This is a genomic window from Bacillus sp. FJAT-45066 (genome assembly GCF_002335755.1).
GTDB classification, from domain to species: Bacteria; Bacillota; Bacilli; order Bacillales; family Bacillaceae_I; genus Bacillus_CD; species Bacillus_CD alkalisoli.
The window spans coordinates 3,381,946-3,397,620 of the sequence record NZ_NISQ01000001.1 but is presented as its reverse complement, the minus strand read 5'-3'; the positions used below and the strand labels follow the sequence as shown (position 1 = coordinate 3,397,620).

Sequence of the window (15,675 nt, the reverse complement as noted above, 5' to 3'; positions counted from 1 at the left end):
TTTACCCGCGGAAAGCGAAGGATTTCGATCCAATCAACAGCGTTTTTTAATACAAATAATAAAGAGACAGCAAAAGCTGTCCCTTTATTATTTATTATGAACCTGTGTTCGTGTCTTCGTCGTCCATGTCATCCATGTTTTCGTCCATGTCGTTCATTTCATCGTCCATGTTCTCATCCATGTCGTTCATGTTGTTTTCCGTTCCAGGAGGTGTTTCACCTGGTTGTTCCATTGGAGGCTGCTCTTCTGGAGGAGGAACATCACCGTTGTTTACGCCACATCCTGTCACTAACATTGCCGCAATAGCTGTACCAGAAAGTTTTAATAATAGTTTATTCATTATGTTTGTCTCCTTCCATGGAATACGTTATCGAGACCTTATTGCTTGGTCTCTTTTTATATTCCCCAAAAGGAACGGAATATTGCAGAGTTTTTAAAATTAATTCGTAAGTACTATAAAACCGCACTTAGAAGAACGAAGTTCCTGTTAGTTAGTTTTGCTTTGGTCCTAACGCAAACATAATCTCCGTTTCACACACAAGTTCGCCGTTTACTGTTGCGACGCCTTTGCCTTTGCCGATCGGTCCTTTGACGCGGATGATTTCTACTTCAAGACGAAGTTGATCGCCAGGTGTGACTTGTTTTTTGAATCGGCAGTTGTCGATTCCTGTGAAGAACGCAAGGCGACCTTGGTTGTCTTCTAGTTTTAACATCGCAACAGCACCAACTTGCGCTAATGCTTCGACAATTAAAACACCAGGCATTACTGGATAGTCAGGAAAATGACCGTTAAAGTATTCTTCGTTCGCCGTTACATTTTTTAAGCCGATGGCACGTTTTCCTTCTTCAATTTCTATTATCTTATCCACTAACAGGAAAGGATATCGATGTGGAATGATTTTTTTAATTTCATTAATGTCTAGCATAGTTTATTACCTCCTACTAATAGTTAGTGTTAATTATACTTGATATAAAATTGTATGGCTAGTTTTTCCCAATAAAAAACGACCCATGATTAGGATCGTTAATTTTTCACTAAGTCTATAATATGCTGCCATGTTTCTTTGTTTAGGACGTCTCTTGGGTCGCCGTCTCCTAGGATTGCGTAGCCGAACATTGCGCCTGCTATCGTTGAGACTGCTAGGAATGCTAGTAGTAAGACAAGACGTATCCATATCGGGATCACGCGCATACGTGGGCGGAATTTTTTGTTTGGGTTATATTGTAGCTCTTCTGATTGAGCTTTTTTTTGTTGTTTTTTTTGTGCACGCAGTTGTTCGCGTGTGGATGGTCGTTTTTCTTCCATCTGTGTTCACACCTTTAATTGGTTAGTCGGTTGGACAAAGGGACACAGGTCCCTCTGTCCAACCATTAGTTTGTTATTTATTGTTTAAGGCCGTTGACAAGGCCCATCATTTGGTCGGCCATTTGGATGGACCTGGCGTTGAATTGGTACGTTCGTTGTGTGATCGTTAAGTCTGTCATTTCTTTTGCGACATCAACGTTTGATTGCTCGAGCATGCCTTGTTGCAGGCTAATGTCTCCACGAGCTGCACCTAATAAGAAGTTTATCACTTCTGCCTCCGGTGTGTCACCATTATTCATCGCAAAAAGCGATCCACCTACCCCTTGTAACAGTTGCGGGCGGATGATTTGCGTGATTCCGAGCTCTTGTGCAAATGCATTGCCGTTGTTCATCATAGCCGTTAGTGTACCGCCAGGTTGCAATTGAATTTCTTGAATGTTTTCTGGAAGCACAATTGCTTGCCCGTTGCTATTTAATACTGGATGCCCTTCGCTTGTAACGAGCATTACTTCGTTATTGTTAATTGGCGATAAGTATAGAGAGCCGTTTCTAGTGAAGCGAGTTTGTTCTTGGCCGTTTTCTAACACTCGAACCGTTAGGAATTGGTCTTCGGCTGTGAAAGCAAAGTCTAGCATGCGCTCTGTTGTTTTAAGCGCACCTTGTGTTAGTTGCAGTTGTGTTTGGCCAAGTTTTGCACCTGTTCCTTGGCGAATGCCGATAGGTGATTGGCGTCCACCTTCGTATTGGTGTAACGATTGGTTATTGAACTGTTGTGTTAGAAGTTCTTGAAAAGACGCGCGACGGTTTTTATATCCGACTGTATCGACGTTAGCCATGTTATGGCTGATGGTGTCGAGTTGTTTTTGTAATTGCGACATCGTGTTGGTTGCGTTGAGCATGATTCGGTTCATGGTGAATTGGACCACCTTTCGAATATTGATTCTTATTAGTATGAAGCTGAGGTCAGTTCCACTTCGTGGGCGGGACTGACCCTGGTTCTATTGTTTAATTTGCTTTCAGCTAACGCCTAACCCCTAATTAATTCGTCCAATTTCGTTCGCTGCTTTTTGCATCGTTTGGTCGTAGGCTTGGATTATTTTTTGGTTTGCTTCGAAGGCACGGAATGCGGACATCATGTCAGACATCGTTAAGCCTGTGTCAACGTTGGAGCGTTCTAGGTGACCTTGGAGTACTTGGAAGTTGATGTTAGCCGCTGGCAAGGCTTGTATGGCTGCGTCTGCTGGCAAACGGAAAACGCCGCTGCCTTCTTTTATTAAATCAGAAGGGTTTTGCGCGTAAGCAAGACCAAGTGTTGCGACTGGTGTTCCTTCTATTTGGAGCGTTCCGTTCGGTAGGAGTGTGAATTCTCTCGTTGGCACTTGGATTCGGTTGTTGTTCGTATCTAGCACGTATTGGCCGCTGTTGGTTGTTAGGAAGCCTTGTGCATCAAGGGCAAAGTTACCGTTTCTTGTATAACGCGGTGTGCCGTCTGGATGTTCAACGGTGAAAAATACTGCCCCAGGCTCACCAGCTTGTTGGAGAATCATCATGTCTGTGTTCACACTAGTTTGCTGTGGGTCCCCTTGGATGAAGCTTGGTAATGTTTCTTGTAGGTACACACCTGTGTTCAATCCACCAATTGGCGTTAATGTGTTTAGGTTCATCGGCTTTTGTGTTGGAATGTTCTGTTGGCCCATTCTGTGCATTAGTAGTTCTGGAAAAGAACGTAGTGCAGTTTGGTCGGCTTTGAATCCTGGTGTGTTGGCGTTGGCCATATTATTCGATAACGTTTCCATCTTACGTTGCTGGGACATCATACCAGATGTTGCTGTATATAAACCTCTAAGCATCTTTTTCACCTCGTGTTTTTAGTGGTTAGTGGTTAGGTGTTAGTGGTTAGGAAAACCTGGATTTAGCTAATAACTAACCACTAATCACTAAATCATAATTTTCTAATTTCTATTATAGTACAAAATGGCAGTTGTCGATATATGTATTTTTTTGAAATTGGATGGGTTTTTGGGGACGGGGGTTGTTTTCTCATTGAGATTTTTAATTAGTAGATGGTATAATAAAGTTGTCCATATGACAAAATTCACTTTAGGAGGTGAGAGGAACGATGGAGCAAACGTTGAATTTGATTTTAGGTGAGTTGCAGAAGTTAAATGGTAAGGTGGACAACTTGGAAGGTAGATTTGACATTCTGGAAAAGAAAGTGGATCATGTAGATAGTAAAGTGGATCGACTCGAAGAGTCGCTTGAGCGGTTCGAGGCTAATCATGAGATGGATGTTATCAAAATTTTAGAGACGATTGAGCGTAAAGATAAAGACACTACTTTTATGATCGAAGCTTTTAATAAGCGGTTGACGCGTGTAGAAAAAGAAATAGTTGAGTTAAGCAAACAATAGAAACTTCGTTAGATTCTTCGTAAGATGACCATCCTTGAGAGTACAATTTCATATGTTTAGATGACAAAGATAAAGGGTATTCTCACTGAGTGAGGAATACCCTTTTTTTAATTGGGACGGGGTTTGTTTCACATTCAGTGGAATGTGAAACAAACCCCGTCCCGAATATTACGCAAATTTGCTTCGTGGTAGTTTGTCCATGTTGTCTAGCATGATGCCTGTGCCGATTGCTACGCAGTCCATTGGGTTTTCTGCGATTAGGACTGGTACTTTTAGTTCTTCTGCTAGCAGTTGGTCGATTCCGTGTAGTAGTGCGCCACCGCCTGTTAAGATTACGCCGCGGTCGATAATGTCCGCTGATAGTTCTGGTGGAGTTTTTTCTAGTACTGTTTTTGCTGCTTGTACGATTGCGTAAACAGACTCACGAAGTGCTACTTCGATTTCAGCAGAGCTTACGGTAATCGTTTGTGGTAATCCGCTTACCATGTCGCGTCCGCGAATGTCGATTGTTTCGTTGCGCGAGCCAGGGAATACGGTCGCGATTTCGATTTTGATTTGCTCGGCTGTGCGTTCACCGATTAGTAGTTTGTATTTCTTTTTAATGTATTGTAAAATTTCCGCGTCAAATTTGTCGCCGGCCATTTTGATGGATTGAGCAGTTACGATGTCACCCATAGAAAGTACGGCTACGTCTGTTGTACCGCCACCGATGTCAACAACCATGTTACCGCTCGGCTGGAAAATGTCCATTCCCGCGCCGATTGCTGCAACTTTTGGCTCTTCTTCTAGGTAGATTTTTTTACCGCCGCTTTTTTCTGCCGCTTCACGAATGGCTTTTTGCTCGACAGATGTGATGTTTGTTGGGCAGCAAATTAAGATGCGTGGCTTTGATAGGAAGCCTTTTACGTTTAGTTTGTTGATGAAGTATTTTAACATCGCTTCTGTTACTTCGAAGTCTGCGATGACTCCGTCTTTTAGTGGGCGTATCGCGATGATGTTTCCTGGTGTACGTCCAACCATGCGGCGTGCTTCTTCCCCTACTGCGAGTACTCTTCCTGTGTTGTTATCTAGAGCGACAACGGATGGTTCGTTGAGAACGATTCCTTTTCCTTTGACGTGAATGAGTACATTTGCCGTTCCTAAATCTATACCTATATCCCTAGCAAACATTTGCTTTTCCTCCTATATGTAAAGTTCGCTGACTATTGTCCGATAACGTGTAGTCTCTAATTTTATATTGTATCACATTTTGTAAAATAAACTATTGCTTTATGGATTTATTGTGGGAATTTTGGCGGATTTTTTGCTTGTTCGTCGAAATTTGTTTGATTTATATGAAAATTGGGCCCGATGGCTAGGGGTTTTTTTCTCCATGGAGTATAATATAGGTAGTGATTATAGGTGGGGAGTGGGCTGGATGGCAAAAAGTAAGGCTGCGTTTTTTGATATTGATGGGACGTTTTATCGGGATTCTTTGTTGATTGAGCATTTTAAGCGGATGATTAAGTATGAGATTATTTCGCCGAGTGCTTGGCATGAGCGGGTGAAGCATACGTTTGAGGATTGGGATAAGAGGCAAGGGAATTATGATGCTTATCTGTTGGATGTGAGTAGTATTTATGTGGAGCATTTGACGAATGTGTCGAGTGAGGATATTGAGTTTATTGCGAAGCAGGTTATTCGGTTGAAGGCGGATCGGGTGTATCGTTATACGAGGCAGCAGATTCAGTGGCATTTGGATGAGGGGCATAAGGTGATTTTTATTTCTGGTAGTCCGGATTTTCTTGTTGGGAAGATGGCGGAGAAGTATCATGCGACGGATTATTGTGGGTCGACTTATCATATTGATGAGGATGGTTTTTTTACTGGTCGGGTTGAGCCAATGTGGGATTCGGTTAGTAAGGAGCGGACGATTGCGGCGATGGTTGCGAAGCATGATATTGATTTGGCTGAGAGTTTCGCTTATGGGGATACGAATGGGGATATTACGATGTTTAAGCATGTGGGGAATCCGGTGGCGATTAATCCGGCGAAGGAGTTGTTGATTGCGATTTCGGAGCAGGAGGAGTTGCGTGAGAAGACGCGGATTGTGATTGAGCGGAAGGATGTTATTTATCAGGTTGATCCGAAAACGAATGTGGTGACGTTTGGGTGAGTTTTTGGGTTAGATGAGGGTTAGAGTGGGGTTAGAGTGGGGTTAGATATGGGCTGAGGGGCTGGTTTCTTTGTTATGCGGGGCGTGTAACGGGGGAATGGCTCTTTTTTTGCTTTTGTGGCGGGGGGTTTGGGCGGGATCGGCGGAGGTTTGGGTTCGAATTGTGATTTTTGGGGGAGTTTATCGGCGAAAATTGAGGTTTTATCGGCGATTTTTGGGAGTTTATCGGCGAAAATCGGAGTTCTATCGGCGAAATTGGCGTTTTAATCGGCGGGGGGCAAATTTTATCGGCGTTTTGGTGCGGTTATCGGCGAAATTGCGGGTTCTATCGGCGAGTTCAGGGAGTTTATCGGCGAAACCTAATGACCAGGCAAGTGGGTAAACAGACTGATGCAAGAGATTTGACTGTTGCTTCGGTCACTTTTCTTCTTGTTTCGGTCATTTTAGTACTTGTTCCGGTCACTTTGGATCTGTCTTCGGTCACTTCTCCTCTTGCTCCAGTCAGACGTCATTTTTTCAGCGTTCATAGGCTGTGAAACATTTTTGTGAAACAAGAAAATTCGGGTAGTGCCTGGCACCTGAAACATATTTGTAATATAAAAACGCCTTACGGGGCCGGGACATAATCAACCGACAAGCTTATGAGTAGCTTGTATGTGACTACCAGTTACTAGTCGCTCACTGACTCCTTGCGGTACAGTGAGCGACTTCTTTATTAACTGACTTCCTTTAAGCACTTCCCTCTAACACCTGTTCCTCTGTTACTAAAGAAGCCTTCTTCCAACGTCCTATCATGTAATAACCTACAGTGTTAACAAAGGTTATTACATTAATCAAACTCAATGTAATAAATACTCCTGTTACAACATCCCCAAATAAGTTTGGCACAAAGAATAGCATTAATAGTACAATTACGTACATGTTCGTAAAGGTTAAGTATAGGCCGCCCTTATAGTCTCCAGACCCTGACACAGCAAAGATAAAGATCATGGACACTGTATTTAACACCCAAGGAATACTGTAGTATAAGAAAAACTCTTCGAACCTTGGTAAGAGCGTTGCATCCTTTGTAAATACAAGAGCAATTACACTGCGAAGTAATATGATAGCAATCGCGATGGTTCCACTATAGACAAGTAGAACAGAACTCATTTTTTTTACAATATCTTTGACGTTATCTATTTTCCCTTCACCAACACTATAAGATACGAGTGGGATAGCACTTGCGGCAAAGTTTTGTGAAAAAACGCCGAATAGAATAAAGAGGTATGTTCCGACTGCATAAACGTTGAATGCATCATTTGGATAAAACGATAGAATAACGATATATAGAAACATCGACAAATTAAAGGTTATTCCCGTAAACAACTGACTTCCGATGAATTCTTTATTTTCTTTTAACAGTTTAAAGTCTAGTCGGAATGAAATATCTCTCTTTTCAAGTTGGATGTTTAAATAATCTTTAAAGTAGAGCTTATATAGTAAGAAGATAAAGCATAGGATGTTTGCCACTACTGTCCCAACTGCCGCACCAGCCATTAATGGTAAGTCGTATAGGTTGAATAACATCATAATGCCTGGTGTAACCGCGGCATTTGCTACGATTGCAATCCCTAGCCCCCAGTAGATGGCTCTCAGCTTTTGGAAGTATCTCGGAATCAATAATAAAAAGTTGTTGAGCGACATAAAGAGATAGCCGATAAAAAGAACGATTAAATATTGATTTAAGTAGGCTATGGTTTGTTCGTCCACGCCGAAAATCCATTGAAATAGCGGATGAATAAGTAATCCGACTGCTCCTACAAACAATCCTGCATAAAAAGAGAATGCTAAACCTGTCTTCACCCCTCTTTTAACAGAATCCATTTTGTTTCCACCATAATTTTGACTTACATAAATTAAAATAGCGGAAATAACACCAATAATCACTGCTTCGATTAATATGATCACAGATGTAGAAAGTCGTATTGCAGATAACGCTTCTGCTTCTCCGATAAAAAAGTTGATCCAGAATAAGTCAATTAATATTAATGCTATGTCTGCTATTCCAATAAGGGTAACTGGCAGTGCAAATTTCATTAGTGATTTCCAATTTGTATCCATCTTTTTTCTCTCCCTTCTCTGCTAATCAGCGGATCCAGCGATTAATGTATATAGGATGGTGGATTCTCGACTGTCTATGTTGAAGATATTTTCCATTTGTCCAATATTAAAGCTTTTAATTGGTCGACAATATTGTCCTTCTTTTGCAAAATCTAAACAATAAAATTGGGCCTTAAATCCTGTAGCGATTAAATATTCTGCAAGGTTTGATTCGTTTTTAAATAGCTGGTGATATAACAGGAAGATAACAACCGTTGATACGCCTCTGAAATTAATGTATGGATAAGCTTCATTTAGCTTTTCATATGGAATTGCTAGAGAGGTTTTCCCTTGTCGGTAAAATAAACCTGTGCCATCTTGATGGAAACTAACAGGTTGAATGAAATTTCCATCTATGCGCGTTGGCAGCAGTTGACGCAACTCGTCCTCTGTTCCTTGTGCACTCACGGCTGTCTGGTCCACTATATGGAAGCTATTTATTGGTACTTTGTAAGGGCCACTATTTCTCCATCGACATTTTTGTAGAAAAGTTTGAATGTCTTCGCTTTCATTCCATTCCTCTCTTTCTGTTTTACGCAACAGCAAATACCCGTCTTTGATTTCTAACGTGAATTGAATTTTTAAGTGGCGGGCAACTGTCATGACGTTATAGAGAAAATGGCCTAATTCTAACAAAAATAACGTTTTTTTAATATATTGATAATACGATGGGTATCTTTTTTTATAAACAAATACTAGATCCCCTTCTTTTGCTTCCAATTGATTATTTTTATATAGCTCAAATGTTTTTAGTTGATCATTTTTCGTGAGGAAGAAATTTTTTGACTTTGCAATAAACATTTGGATAGGATAAATACTTCTTGGAGACGGATACCCTTTATGAACTTTGTAGGCTGTATTCTTTTCGACTCGGATCGTGTCGTTGACGCTTAGCAGTATATTTTCCATTTCATTGAAAGACTGATAATTACTATCCGATAAAGTAAAATCATCAAAGGAATATGTTAAGTGCTGCACTTTTTCTATTAAACCGCAATTATAGGATAGTTCTCCTAAAAATTCGTTTAAGCTATAATTCATTGTCTTCTCCTTTATTTACGCTAATGGATGAATATTCTTTTTTTCTTTTTTCCAATCGTCGTACTTTGTTCCATTCCTTCTAATGAGTTCTGTTGTGAAATCAACCGGTATCGCATTAATGAGAAATGCTTTTGTACAATGGAGTGATAGAGCTTGTAATACTGTGTTTGTTTGTTCGACTACGATTACATCTTCGTATACAGTCCGGAGCCTTTCTACTAAGAAGTTCAACTCTGTTGTTACGGACTCATGACAGAAAGACATCTCCTTCACTTGTTCGTATAGAATGCTTTTTGTCCCTACTATTTTTTCTTCAATAAAACTTTTAGATGTTTCTGATGCAAAGAAGTAGAAGTGGTCATCAATTGTCTTCAACTTTTCTCCTTCAATTGCAGTGCGTTTTTTCTTTTCCAGTTCTGCTGGGTGTAATGTTGTTAATCCTTGGTATGCATTAAACAATTCATAAAAGGCAGATTGTATGGCAACTTCTAGTTGTAAATGGCATCCTAAACCGGTGATGGAGTAGATAGCTGGCTCTTTCTGTTCATTTTGTAATAATGCCCATATTACTGGTATGTTTGCCGCGTTATCTAACAAATAAAACTCTAGCTTATATCCTTTTTCTTTAAAGATTTCCGCTTGAATAGTGATATTTAAAAATCGTTCGTCTGTTAAGTGTAACTTTCGCTTTGGTTCATTACCGAACCAGCAGCGAAAAAACACATCTCGCTCCAAGCACTCTAAGATGGAATAGAGACTTGCCTCCTCCAAAGTGTTTCCAATGGCACAACCATTTGAATTATCATAGACAAAATGGTGTAGCCATCCTTCTTTTAAATATTGGACGTATTGTTTGGCAACATATGTTCCTTCATTCGTCCGCAGTGACCTTCCCCTAACCCATTCTACAAGTTCCTTTTCCGAAAATTGGGAGAGGTGATGACGGTCGGATTGTTCTTTCTCATACAAGCCTAGTTTTCTAGGGTGGATGACATTCGCTTTTTCGCTTAGAAGTTGGTACGTGTCTATGATGGTGTGCGGTAACGTTTGAGCGCTAGCGTATCTCTCCAAATATTCTAGCGCTGCCTTTCTCCATGCATTCTTTCGGTCTAAGTCAAAGCCAAACCCCTGAATAGTAAAGTTTTTTCGATTCGCAATCGATACAGAACCTCGGTCCTCTTTCACCACATATCCACCGGCAACATAGTGCATTGCCTCGACCACTTCTTCAATGGAAAACCTCGAGGCTACTCGTTTATCCGTATGATGCTGTTTTTTATTTGTCTTTTTTTCCATTGATTGAATGATCAGATAAAAAGATTCATCCTCGTTTAGTAGCAACCCTTCAAACTTATGTAAGTTATATAAAAAGTACGCTACTATTTTCTTCATACTTGATTTGCTCGGAGCATAGCCACGTAACGACGGTTTATTTTCCGAAACGTCCACTTTGTAATTTCGTTTTATGAGTACCGCCTCATCCACCTTTTTCACTTCGAGTAAAAACGTATAACCGTCTTGGGTGTAACAAAAACTTCCGTTTGTTATCTCAACCACTTCTTTTAATGCTTCTTCAATGTTTTTGTTACGAGTTAGCATGAACCATGACCTCCTGCTTTAACTGCATGTTATTTTCATACAAGGTTAATAACAGTGTCCATTCATTGTAATCATCCCGCTTCTCGACCCACTTCACGTCTAAATCAAGATTCAATCCTACTTTATTTTCACTTGAAAGCAGCTCCATTTTCTTCCGTAGTTTTATTTCAATGTACTTTGTAAAGAAGAGAAGATTATTTTCATCTAGCGGCTTTTTAGAAAACTGTCCATAATGGAATACTTTCGGTACTTCTCGTTCGTTCATTAAGATAGTAAGAAGATTATTTATCGCATCATTCACGTCAAAACCTAACACCGTTAACGTATTGTTCCAATTTTGATCTTTATAGTTAACCGTTGTTAAAGGAAAATTTACTTCTTCGTTTATTTCTACTTGAACATTTCGAAGGTTTTTGTCTGCCCAATAGCTAGAAAGATAGTTTTCATACGTAATGAATGTAAATGGTACATTTTCCACCTCGTTCGTATACATACTTAAATCAATCTTTAACAGATTCCTTTCTAAATCTTCCATGTTTAGATTGTCAGATTCGAGCTTTTCTACGAAAACGTAGGCAGCATACCTTAATAGTTGTCTATTAATTGTTTCTTTACTCTTTTCTACCTTGATGTTCTCATTTTTATATATATACATAGTGTTTTCGCATATATGTACGGTTAAATCGAACTGTTTTTCTTCCCTTTCGTGATGGGTAAAATGTAAAGTGTCTTCGGTAAGCACGCTCAAGCTTTCTTCCATTTCCCATTCTTTTTTTACCACTTCTAAGAAGTAAGTTGGACCTGTAATAGAGCGTATGGCAGGTATATATGCTCGTTCCCGCTTTACGTGATAAATATAAAATTTCTTTTTTATTAAAAGTTGAAAGATTTGTAGTTCAAATGGATCTAACTGCTCCGTTACGTCCCCATCCGAGTGTTTTTTTAACTTTTCTACTAAGTGATAGACTTTCTCTTTTTGTAATTTGTTTAATCCAATCTTCAAATTTACGTCTTTTGTGCACATATAAAAATCATTCTCCGTGTCAATGATATAAAAGGTAGGATGTAAATATCCGTTCATTCAAACACCTCCTGGAATTCGTCTTGAAATCTAGTAGAACTAAAAACATAGTTCATAAAGAATTTATCGATTGGCTTTAATTGTAGTAATATAAGCTTTTCATACAGTACATTTAATACCCATTTATTTGTCGTTAATACGACATCATGCAACACTAAAGCTAACAATGCTTCATTTTGAAAGAATGCCTGGTGGTAGTCAGATGCGTCCTTCGTTATATCTTTCACATCTGTTACATTTTGTGGCGAGATAAAGTTCATTTCTTCCCTTTCTATCGCAGCACTGACTTGTTTATATATTTCTTGCAATTCATGAAAGAGTGCATTTTCTTCAACTTGAAGTTCTCCTAATTGCGCTTTCCTTTGTTTAAAACTTTGTTTGATTGGCCCCCTCATTTCCTCCTTTATGGAATGTAAAAATCCAACGTAGTGAGATAAGTGAGAGACAAAGCCATTGGAATACAGTTTATATTCCTCCGATAACGTTTTGTCGGGTAATTTCGAGAAGAAAGGGTAAATCTCTCGGCTAATCTCCTCTATATCGTTCTTCCTCCAATATTTAGGTAAAAATATACGATCAAATGCAAGATGAATTTTTAAGTACAGGTGAACTTGACCTTCATTTTGAAATAATTGGATGTTTGGTTTTTCCGGAACCATTACTTTGTTTTGATAGATTTCATTTAAGCTTTTTTCTTTTTGAAAATATTGAGAGATTGTACTATATTTTTGACGGAATTGTTGCTCATCGTATTGTTTGGAAGGATAACGAGCAAGCAGTTGCTGTAAGTCTTTCGTAATTTCTTCTTTTATATCTCCTATTTCTCCAAATAGACATATGTGATAGCCATTTTCCCAACTTTGCTTGATGCTCACGTTTGGAATGAGGGTGATTGTTTTTTTTATATAATCTTGTATTTCCATCGGAGTTTCTTCTTCATTGATATAAAGGTATATTTCGTGATAATTCATCGTATCCACCCTTGATTTGTAATAAGTATTTTAAGTTGTACAATGCATAGCTGCTGAGTTCATACACTTCTTGTTCTACTTTTCGATCCACACCAATTACGCGATTTAATGTCATATGGAGAATACTGTTTAGCGTATATAATGCTTGGTCTGGATGTAACTCTTTCCACAGAAGTTCACTATATTCTCTTCCAACTTTCTGCTTGGTTGCCATATGTGTCGTTTGGTATTTTTTGTACAAATCAATTGCATAGTTGGCTACTTGTGTGTAATGGGGCCGGTTTGCTTTAAATTTTTTTAATATGTCTTTGTTTTTTTCTCCTGCAACACTTTCTAAAAACGCTTTTGCATCTGCGTAATTTTCGAATAAGTCAATCGTTGTGAAAAGAGTGAATATCATTCCTTTTTCTACCTTTTCGTTGAACGGAATTAGATTTTCTAGGTTAAGCTTGTGCAGTAATGCTGATTCCTCACAAAAATAGTGATACGCTTTTTCATAAAGTATTTCACCACCGTATCTATTAATCTCTGGGATGAAGAGATGACTAGAGTAGTCACAAATGATATGGGCAACATAGAGTTCTTTTAACCATTCTGCAAATATTTCTTTCACATGTTTATACTTTGATTGGAATCTAATTCTTAAAACCAACTTCCCTTCTTCCACATACTGGACATAAAAGAATTTCTTCACGGAGTTTTTTTTGAAAAATTGTAAACAAAGGTCAAGCGCCTTTTCGTTATACCCAACGCTCGGGAACACTTTGAAGTACTCCCAATCCCATTCTTCTTTCACAATGTTCGTTTGTATTTTGGTTAGAAGTGGTGCTGACACTTTACTGTTTTGGTTATCAGGGAGTACGGTAAACACGTAATCTACATTATTCCTTGTAGTTGCCTGCTGCTCATTTAACTCTGGTGCCTCTATTAATGTAATGAACTCTTCTTCCTTCTTTTTTTCTGCAAGTGCTTGTAACAGTAATGACCTTCCCAGCGCGGTTTGTAGTTTTAGCGGTAATGTTTTGTCTCCATTTAGTAGGTATACAACTTGATCTACTTCGTTTTCTTTTACGAATTCTTTTAATGCTTTTTCTCTGTCATTTTCACCGTTTATATTGGACTTTGAGATATTCCATCTTTTGGGCGAAAGAATGATACATCCATACTGGATTCGTGGAATTCGTTTTAATGTACGTAACGGTCCTAGATAGAAGTCCATAGGTGCCCTGCTTTTATACTTACCGTAGAGAGAGAGAAACAAAAGTGCTTTGTCTTCTATAAAGTTGTTATAGTGGAGCATGTGGGTACAAACTGGCAGTATTTTCTTGTTGGAGTTTTTACTTCTAATGTACAAACCTGCTTTATCTACTCCAACATACAGTTCGTTTACCGGAAAGGAGACTGCATCCCCCATGTTAGTTATCGTATTAATGTTAATGACATAGTTTGGCTGTTGATAGGTAACGGATAAGTCTCCATAATGATGAGGAATTGCATTTATTTCCGCACTAATGTACTCATCATTTTCTAAAGAATATTGAGCAGCAGTTCTTTTTTCCTTCGTATAAAATCTTCCTGTAAAAGAGCATGCTGTATTACCAAAGCTGTTCGTCCCGATGGAAAAAAGACTTTCCCCTTTATCTTTTAAGATGGATACCTTAAAATCATAGCCATTTTTTTGTTTATTTTTTAATTGCTCGCTATAAATAGACTGGATATGTTCGATGTCTTTCTCTTGTAAAGAGACCACATCTTGTGCTTCTTTTTTGGTTTCCATTATTTTGTTGAGAAGAAACTGATTGTATTGTCTGTTTTCCTTGGAAATTTTCCAGTCATCTGTCATTGTTGGCATCCCTATTCCTAAATCTTCATCTATTGCGTCTAGCAATTTGACTTCATTGAAGTAACCGTATCTTTCCAGAAAACGCATAATGTAGGTGCTCCAAGTCTGTTCATAGTTCACAGCGGTAAATACGGACATAAAAGATAGCTTTTGGGCTACGTTGGCAATCTCGTGTTTTGTAAAGGTCTGTTCTCTTTCATTTTGCTGAAATAGGTCTACTACTAAACATCTACTCGTATCGCTCCATTTTTTCATCTTGTCTACTAGTCGAAGGAATACGTCGATACCTTCTCCTACTGGCAATGTTTTATATTGCTGAAGGAGTAACTGAATTTCCTTTAATTTGTTTTCATCCTCTCGTGATAACAGTTCATTTTTATTTAATAATCCTTCTAACAAACATTGATTGGTGTTAGGAATAGTCGGGTTTAGTTCCGATATAATAAATCCTTTTTGTAGTAAATCTTCTATCGTTTGTAATATCGTTTGTTGTTTTTGTGGATCATCGTTACTTATCCTTTCTATTACCTTTTTCATTTTAATAGGGGAATTTAGTAGATTGAGCAATAGTTGTAAAAAGGGGACTTTGTCTATTCTCATTTTTTTGTATTGATTATGAGAAGAGCTTTCTAGAACGATGTATTTTTCTCTCTCTACAATTAAAGGGTTCATTTTGATTGTTAAGGTTGAATGAATGCCTTGTTTTTGCTCTATTTTCTTTATGACTTCTTTGTACCATTCAATAGATACTTTTACGTGTTTATGTGCTTGTGCGTGTGTATTTGAAGTTGGTTGGTCAATGTCGCTAAATGACGCTTCTTGAATACCAGCAAATAGCCCAAACGGCATGGACCTCGAAGCCATACGAAGTATATATTTCACAAGCGCGCTCGCAGCTTTGCTATCCAACGGTAACGTGTTCTTCTCTTTGTATTGGAGAAGTTGATAGTAGAGGCTTTGACTTGCAACTAAAATTCTTTCCATTAGTATGGGGTTATGCAACAATTCTATTAGAATAGTAGATAAGTTCTCTTCCTTGTAAATCTGGTCTATATAATCCTTAGTTAATACAGGACTACGAATAATGTACCGATCGTCAATTCTCATGTGGTCTACCTCCTTTAGCT

14 protein-coding genes are annotated in these 15,675 nt (G+C 38.7%); 2 read left to right on the top strand and 12 right to left on the bottom strand.

What is annotated here, in order from left to right:
- Positions 1 to 94 precede the first annotated feature (94 nt).
- From CDZ92_RS17150 to CDZ92_RS17130, 5 genes are all read right to left on the bottom strand, one after another.
- A complete protein-coding gene (locus tag CDZ92_RS17150; protein WP_096156427.1) occupies positions 95 to 340 on the bottom strand; it encodes a hypothetical protein in 246 nt (81 codons plus the stop codon).
- A 151-nt stretch (positions 341 to 491) separates the two neighbouring features.
- Positions 492 to 926, bottom strand: a complete 435-nt coding sequence (gene fabZ / locus CDZ92_RS17145) for a 3-hydroxyacyl-ACP dehydratase FabZ (RefSeq protein WP_096156426.1) — start codon at positions 924 to 926, stop codon at positions 492 to 494.
- A gap of 98 nt (positions 927 to 1,024) precedes the next feature.
- Positions 1,025 to 1,306, bottom strand: coding sequence for a DNA-directed RNA polymerase subunit beta (locus tag CDZ92_RS17140; protein WP_096156425.1), 282 nt, complete (start codon positions 1,304 to 1,306; stop codon positions 1,025 to 1,027).
- Positions 1,307 to 1,383: 77 nt separating this feature from the next.
- Complete coding sequence (locus tag CDZ92_RS17135; RefSeq protein WP_096156424.1) at positions 1,384 to 2,217, bottom strand: flagellar hook-basal body protein; 834 nt, start codon at positions 2,215 to 2,217, stop codon at positions 1,384 to 1,386.
- A gap of 123 nt (positions 2,218 to 2,340) precedes the next feature.
- Positions 2,341 to 3,156, bottom strand: coding sequence for a flagellar hook-basal body protein (locus CDZ92_RS17130; RefSeq protein ID WP_096156423.1), 816 nt, complete (start codon positions 3,154 to 3,156; stop codon positions 2,341 to 2,343).
- Positions 3,157 to 3,425: 269 nt separating this feature from the next.
- On the opposite strand from CDZ92_RS17130, the gene CDZ92_RS17125 reads away from it, so the two are divergent.
- Positions 3,426 to 3,716: a hypothetical protein gene (locus CDZ92_RS17125; RefSeq protein ID WP_096156422.1), complete on the top strand. Its 291-nt coding sequence runs from the start codon at positions 3,426 to 3,428 to the stop codon at positions 3,714 to 3,716.
- Positions 3,717 to 3,884: 168 nt separating this feature from the next.
- Here CDZ92_RS17125 and CDZ92_RS17120 read toward each other — a convergent pair whose 3' ends face one another.
- Positions 3,885 to 4,886 carry a rod shape-determining protein gene (locus tag CDZ92_RS17120; RefSeq protein ID WP_096156421.1) on the bottom strand — a complete coding sequence of 334 codons (1,002 nt, stop codon included), beginning with the start codon at positions 4,884 to 4,886 and terminating at the stop codon, positions 3,885 to 3,887.
- 247 nt (positions 4,887 to 5,133) lie between these two features.
- On the opposite strand from CDZ92_RS17120, the gene CDZ92_RS17115 reads away from it, so the two are divergent.
- Complete coding sequence (locus CDZ92_RS17115) at positions 5,134 to 5,871, top strand: HAD family hydrolase (RefSeq protein WP_096157050.1); 738 nt, start codon at positions 5,134 to 5,136, stop codon at positions 5,869 to 5,871.
- 729 nt (positions 5,872 to 6,600) lie between these two features.
- On the opposite strand, the gene CDZ92_RS17110 is transcribed toward CDZ92_RS17115, so the two are convergent.
- From CDZ92_RS17110 to CDZ92_RS17085, 6 genes are read right to left on the bottom strand one after another with little or no spacing between them, the layout of a single operon-like run.
- Positions 6,601 to 7,974, bottom strand: a complete 1,374-nt coding sequence (locus CDZ92_RS17110) for an MATE family efflux transporter (RefSeq protein ID WP_096156420.1) — start codon at positions 7,972 to 7,974, stop codon at positions 6,601 to 6,603.
- Positions 7,975 to 7,995: 21 nt separating this feature from the next.
- Positions 7,996 to 9,054 (bottom strand): hypothetical protein, encoded by a 1,059-nt coding sequence (locus tag CDZ92_RS17105; RefSeq protein WP_096156419.1) that lies wholly within the window; start codon positions 9,052 to 9,054, stop codon positions 7,996 to 7,998.
- Between the two features lie 15 nt (positions 9,055 to 9,069).
- On the bottom strand, positions 9,070 to 10,653 hold the full coding sequence (locus tag CDZ92_RS17100; protein WP_096156418.1) for a YcaO-like family protein: 1,584 nt from the start codon (positions 10,651 to 10,653) through the stop codon (positions 9,070 to 9,072).
- The gene (locus tag CDZ92_RS17095) at positions 10,640 to 11,734 is read right to left on the bottom strand and encodes a hypothetical protein (RefSeq protein WP_096156417.1); all 1,095 of its coding nucleotides are present in this window, start codon (positions 11,732 to 11,734) and stop codon (positions 10,640 to 10,642) included. The genes CDZ92_RS17100 and CDZ92_RS17095 overlap by 14 nt, the downstream gene beginning before the upstream one ends.
- On the bottom strand, positions 11,731 to 12,705 hold the full coding sequence (locus tag CDZ92_RS17090; RefSeq protein WP_096156416.1) for a hypothetical protein: 975 nt from the start codon (positions 12,703 to 12,705) through the stop codon (positions 11,731 to 11,733). Before CDZ92_RS17090 ends, CDZ92_RS17095 begins: the two co-directional genes overlap by 4 nt.
- Positions 12,671 to 15,655: a thiopeptide-type bacteriocin biosynthesis protein gene (locus CDZ92_RS17085; protein ID WP_096156415.1), complete on the bottom strand. Its 2,985-nt coding sequence runs from the start codon at positions 15,653 to 15,655 to the stop codon at positions 12,671 to 12,673. The genes CDZ92_RS17090 and CDZ92_RS17085 overlap by 35 nt, the downstream gene beginning before the upstream one ends.
- Positions 15,656 to 15,675: the final 20 nt, after the last annotated feature.